4 protein-coding genes are annotated in these 5760 nt (G+C 73.7%); all 4 read left to right on the top strand.

Translation table 11 applies throughout. The features are described from left to right. The first annotated feature begins 903 nt into the window (after positions 1-903). Complete coding sequence (locus tag ACFV4N_RS38745) at positions 904-1971, top strand: long-chain-fatty-acid--protein ligase (RefSeq protein ID WP_499677662.1); 1068 nt, start codon at positions 904-906, stop codon at positions 1969-1971. Then, entirely contained in the window at positions 1968-3344 is a 1377-nt protein-coding gene (locus ACFV4N_RS38740) for an acyl-CoA reductase (protein WP_499677661.1), read from the top strand. The genes ACFV4N_RS38745 and ACFV4N_RS38740 overlap by 4 nt, the downstream gene beginning before the upstream one ends. 76 nt (positions 3345-3420) lie before the next feature. Beyond that, positions 3421-5058, top strand: coding sequence for a methyltransferase (locus tag ACFV4N_RS38735; protein WP_499677660.1), 1638 nt, complete (start codon positions 3421-3423; stop codon positions 5056-5058). A gap of 117 nt (positions 5059-5175) precedes the next feature. Further along, the coding region (locus tag ACFV4N_RS38730) for an MFS transporter (protein WP_499677659.1) at positions 5176-5760 on the top strand (585 nt) is incomplete at its 3' end.

The raw sequence follows: 5760 nt of genomic DNA, 5'->3' as shown, positions 1-5760 counted from the left end.
GGCGGGCGCTGAGCGCGTCCAGCGAGCGCGCCAGCTCCACCGCCAGGCGCCGCGCCGCGAGCCGATCGGGGGCGGAGCGGGACAGGACTGCTTCGAGTTCGACCATTCGGCTGTTCATCCGGCACCCCAGGTGGTTGCTCGGTCCGCGACTGTGCGGTTCCTGCGGTTCGCGCGTTCGGACGCCCTGTTCCGGCGTTCGGGCGCGTCTACTCGTACCGCCGGAGTGGAATCGTCGTCCATAGCGGCGATATCGGTTGCATCGGGCAATCGTTAGCCCGCCCGGTGACATCGTTACGATATGAATGATCGGATGTCCGTCTGACCCGCAATAATGCGGAGAACTTCGCAAGACGTACGTCCATCGGTGGAGGGTCACAACAGAGCGTTACCGAGCCGGCGTCGGTTTTGCCCGGTTGAATATGAGGTTCACTCGTTAGAGGGTTCCTGGTCGCGGCACGCGGCGCTCCGGGTGACCGCGCTGTGGGCACGGCTCGGGTGCGCCCCGGTGTCGGCGGGCGGTCCGCCGTTCCGCTCGTGGCGGCTTCCGATCCTATCCGGTCTCGTTTGGTTGTTTTCGGCCCCAATGCGTCCCGCCGGTCGGCGCGGCACCGCGTTCGGCCACCCCGGGAACTCCGGTCACCTCGCGTCGTGCGCGCGGCGTTCATCGCGACGGCGCTGGTCAGCGCTTCGAGACGGTGTTCGGGATCTGCGTTCCGCCCTGGTGCGCGGCGTTCCGGGTCCCGTAGCGGAACATTCGGATTAGTTTTCACCAGCCCCGCTTTCAGTCATCCTATGGCCCCCCCAAAACACCCGGTTGGCGGTACCCCGTTCCGGGGGTCGATCTTGCATCCCCCGATCAACCACTGCTGACTTGCCGGGTTGGCCCCACCGCAGGAGGAGCAGATGACCATCGCCCACGACGACCCCCACGTCGCGCGGCTCTTCGAACACATGGTCAGACTGGTCGTCGAAGAGGACGGCGACCCGCTTGACGTGCATGAACAGCTCATCGAACTGGCCCTGGCCAACTCACCCGAGGTCGCCAGGTACTGGAAGCAGGTCGGCACGGGCGTCGGCATCCCCGACACCGCCTACAAGGGCGGCGGCCCCCACCTGTTCCCCGACGCGCCCGTGGTCCGCGAGTTCCGCACCAGCGGCACGACCGGCAGCACCCGGGGCAGCGTCCGGTACTCCCCGCTCGGCCTGGAGCTCAAGCGCGCCGCGGTCACCGCGCGGGCCCGCCGGGAGATCGACTTCGCCGACGTCAGGCCCGTGGTGCTGCCCTTCGCCCCCTCCGAGCGGGCCGCACCCCACATGGCCATCGCGTTCGACATGGCCCGCATCGCCGAGGCGGTCGGCGACCCCCGGCTGAGCACCGCCGTCGTCCAGGAGGCGGGCGTGGACTTCGAGCTGCTGGAGCAGCGGCTCGACGCGGCCGTCGCCGAGGGCTTACCGGTCGTGATGGTCGGCGCGACCTTCGCCTTCGTCAACATCTGCGACGCGCTGGAGGCCCAGGGCCGCAGCTGGCAGCTGCCGCCCGGCTCCCGCATGTACGACGGCGGCGGCTTCAAGGGCCGCTCGCGCGTCATGGCCGTGGACGACCTCCGCGACGCGGTCAGACGGGTCTTCGGCATCGAGCGGTTCGGCAACATCTTCGGCATGACCGAGATCGCCAGCCCGCTCTACGACTCGGCCGACACCCCCGTCGGCCCGTTGGGCGAGCGGCCCAAGGCGGGTGGGGTCGCGGGCGGTCCCCGGGTCCGCGACCCGCGCACCCGCGAGTACCGCGAGGCCGGTCCCGGCCTGCTGGAGATCACCGACTACGCCCTGCTCGACCGGCCGCACGTGCTGCTCACCGGGGACGTCGGCATCGCCGTCCCGGAGGGCGTGGCCATCGCCGGGCGCATCGCCGGCAGCACCAGCCGGGGCTGCTCGCTGTCGCTGGACGAGATGACCGGGGGTGCCGCGTGACCGTGTCGTGGATGCCCGACTGGGTGACCAACCCGGGCACGTCGTTCACCCTCCGCTCCGGCGCGCACGAGTGGCACGGCCGGCGGCCCGACGACTGGGACGCGATCGGCGCCGGGCTCCGGGCCGCGCACGAACGGCTGCGCGCGCTGCCGGTGCGCCGGATCGTGGCCGCGTTCGACGAGGTGGCCGACCGGTGGGCCAAGCGCGACTTCGCCCCGCGCCGCGCCGTGGTGCGGGACGCCTCGCTGGTGACCGGCATGTCGGAGGAGACCGTCGACCGCGCCCTGGACGCCGAGGTGGGCAACCTGCGCGCCGAGCCGCTGCTGGCCGCGCTCACCCGCGAGTTGGGCGACCCCGAGGTGCTCGACGGGTTCCGCGGCGGCACCACCGCGGTCGGGCCGGCCACCGCGCTCGCGGTGTTCTCCGGCAACGTGCCCGGCCTGCCGGCGCGGTCCCTGGTCCGGGCGCTGCTGGTCAAGTCCAGCCTGATCGCGAAGGTCCCGGCCAAGGAGCCGCACTTCACCGCCGCGTTCCTGCGCACCCTGCACGACGTGGAGCCGGTGCTGGCCGACGCCGTGGTCGCCACCTACTGGGACCGCGACGACGAGTCCTCGCTGACCGCCGCCCTCGCGCACGCCGACGCCGTGATCGCCTACGGCGGCGACCAGGCGTGCGCGGCGATCCGGGCCCGGGTCCGACCGGACCAGGTCTACGAGGAGCACGCGCACAAGTTCTCGTTCGGCCTGATCAGCGCCGAGTACGCGACGCGGTGCGGCCCGGCGGAGGTGGCCCGGCGCATCGCCGCCGACTGCAGCGACTTCGACCAGCACGCCTGCCTGTCGCCGCAGGTCTACCTGGTGGAGGCCGGGCACGCCCGCGCGGTGGCCCGGCACCTGGCCGACGCGATGCGCCGCGCCGCCGCCGACTGTCCACCGGGGACGGTCGAGGCGCACGACGCCATCGCGTTGCAGCACCGCAGGCTGGTCGCCGAGTGGCGGGCCGCCACCAGCGACGCCGCCGAGGTGTGGGCGCCCGACGGTCTGGAGTGGACCGTGGTGCTGGACGACTCGCTGCTCCCGATCGGCGGCGCGGGCGACCGGGTGGCGCGCATCGTGGCGGTGCCCGACCTCGCGGCGGCCGTCGAGCTGGTGCGGCCTTACGCCAGGCACCTCCAGAACGTCGGCCTCGGCGCGCTCGGCGAGGAGTTCTGGCGCGTCGGGCGCGAGCTGGCGGAGCTGGGCGCGAGCCGGATCTGCGCGCCGGGCGCGATGACCAAGCCGAGCATGTCCTGGCGGCACGACGGGCAGCCGCGCATCGCCGGACTGGTCCGCTGGGCGGACGTGGAGCTGCACCCCGAGCTGGACGGCGAATAGCCCCCGCCCGGGTCACGAGATCGCCGTGCCCCGCCCCTCGGGGTGGGGCACGGCCGTTCCGCCGAGAGGACTTGGCATGACCGTGACGGGGACCGGTGGCCGCGAGGCGCTGGACGAGCAGGACCTGCGGCGACTGGCGGACGCGGTGGACTTCACCCGGTCCGCGAGCACCGGTCGGGCGTTGGCGACCGCGCTCGACGGGCTCGCGGGGGTGGCCGGGCACGACGGGCTCGCCGGGGTGGCCGGGCACCTGGAGTTCGCGCACACCGCGGTGCTGGTGGCGGCGCGGCGCGTGGACGACGTGGTGGCCGCGCTGGTCGAGCTGGGCGTGACCCCGGCCGGACCGGCGCGGGACGGGTCGGTGTCGGACAGGTCGGTGCGCGTCGGCGGCCGGGACGTGGCCGTGCGGCTCGTGCGCGGCGCGGTGCCCGGCTGCGCGCGCGGGCTGGAGGTGTCCGTCCCGGTCGTCGGGACCGCGTCGTCCGATCCGGACCGCTCCGGGTGGACGCACCCGGTGTTCCGGCTCACCGGGGACGACGTGGTGTCGAGGGGCGTCTACGAGGTGCTGGTCGACGCCGGCCTCACCCCTGACGGCGGCGGTCACGACCCGCACGAGGACTCGACCTCGCTGCACCTGCGCGGCCGCGGCCGCGTGGAGCTGCGGCTGCCCGGCCACCGCGCCGACCTGCTGCGCCGCCACGTCGGCCGGCCCGACGAGGCCCGGCGCGCGATGTTCGAGCTGATGACCGGCGCCTGGCGCACCCGCTCCGTGGCGGCGGCGGCCGAACTGGGCGTGGCCGACCTGATCGCCGCCGGCGCGCGCACCACGGCGGAACTCGCCGAGCGCACCGGCACGCGACCGGACAAGCTGCACCGCGTGCTGGCCTTCCTCGCCGCGCTCGGCGTGCTGCGCCGGGACGGCGACGCGTGGGAGCTGACCGAGGCGGGCGCGTTGCTGCGCGCCGACGCCCACGGCTCGCTGCGCGACGTCGCCCGCATCTACGGCGGCCTGTTCTACCGGTCGTTCAGCGCCCTGGAGCACACCTTGCGCACCGGCGGCAGCGCGTTCGAGCACTTCTACGGGGCGCAGCCGTTCGAGCACTTCGCCGCGCACCCCGCCGACGCACGCCTGTTCGAGGGCGCGATGGCGGCGGGCACGGGCTTCCTGGACCTGGTGCCCGGCCTGCTCGACTTGCCCGCCACCGGCACCGCGGTCGACGTCGGAGGCGGCGACGGCAGGCTGCTGGGCCTCGTGCTCGCCGCCGCGCCCGGCCTGCGCGGCGTGCTGTTCGACCGCCCGCACGTGACCGGCGCGGCCCGGGAGGTGCTGGCACGCCTGGGCTGCGCGGACCGCGTGGAGGTGGTCGCGGGCGACTTCTTCCGCGACCCGGTGCCCGCGGGCGGCGACGTCTACCTGCTGTCCCGCATCCTGCACGACTGGGACGACGAGCGCGCCTCGGTCATCCTGCGCAACGTCCGGTCCGCGATGCCCGAGGGCGCGCTGCTCGCGGTGGTGGAGCGGCCGATCCGCGACGACGGGTCGGTGCTGCCGCTGTCGTTCGACGTCCACATGATGGTCAACACCGCGCTGGGCGGCGAGCGCACCGCCGACCGGCACCGGGAGTTGCTGGCCCGGCACGGCTTCACCTTGGCGGACATCCGCGAGCTGCCGCTGGACATGGCCGTCCTGGTGGCCCGCGCCACCGCCGTGTGACCGCTTTCATGGCCCACGTGGTGGAAATCCGCTTCCTCGCCGCACGGCCGGCCGGTGAGGATCGGCGGCGTGGATGTGATGAGCGGTGCTCGTGTTCGGTCCGGTTCGAGGCCTTTCGTGCCGCTCGTCTCGGTCAGCCTGCTGACCGGCATCGGGTACGCCCTGGTCGGGCCCCTGCTGTCGGTGTTCCTGATCAAGGAGCTGAACGCCGGTCCGTTCGAGGTCGGCGCCTTCCTGCTGATCAGCGCGCTGGGTTCGATCGTGGTCAGCACCGCGGTCGGCCGGCTGTCCGACTCCCGGCCGATCCGCCGCACGCTGCTGCTGGTCGCGAGCGTGGCGGGCGTGGTGGCGTGGGTGCTGTTCGCGTTCGTCCGGGAGTACTGGGTCCTGCTCGTGGTGTCGGTGTCGCTGGGGTCGGTCTCCGCCTCCCAGATGCCGCAGATGTTCGCCTACGCCCGCCACGCGCTGGACCGCAGCGGCTCGACCAAGGTCCCGCTGGTGATGAGCGGCCTGCGCACGCTGGTGTCGATCGCGTGGGTCGCCGGGCCGCCGCTGGGCGCGCTGCTGATGACCGGCACCGGGTTCACCGGCCTGTTCACCGCGACCGCGGCGTGCTACGTGCTGGCCGCGGCGGTGATCTCGCTGTGGCTGCCGGAGCTGGGCCGGGCGGAACCGGCGCCGACCGACACGACCGCGGACCGG

It is taken from the genome of Actinosynnema sp. NPDC059797 (assembly GCF_042732085.1).
Classification (GTDB): Bacteria; Actinomycetota; Actinomycetes; order Mycobacteriales; family Pseudonocardiaceae; genus Actinosynnema.
The sequence above is the reverse complement of the archived record's forward strand: the minus strand, read 5'-3'. Positions and strand labels throughout refer to the sequence as shown.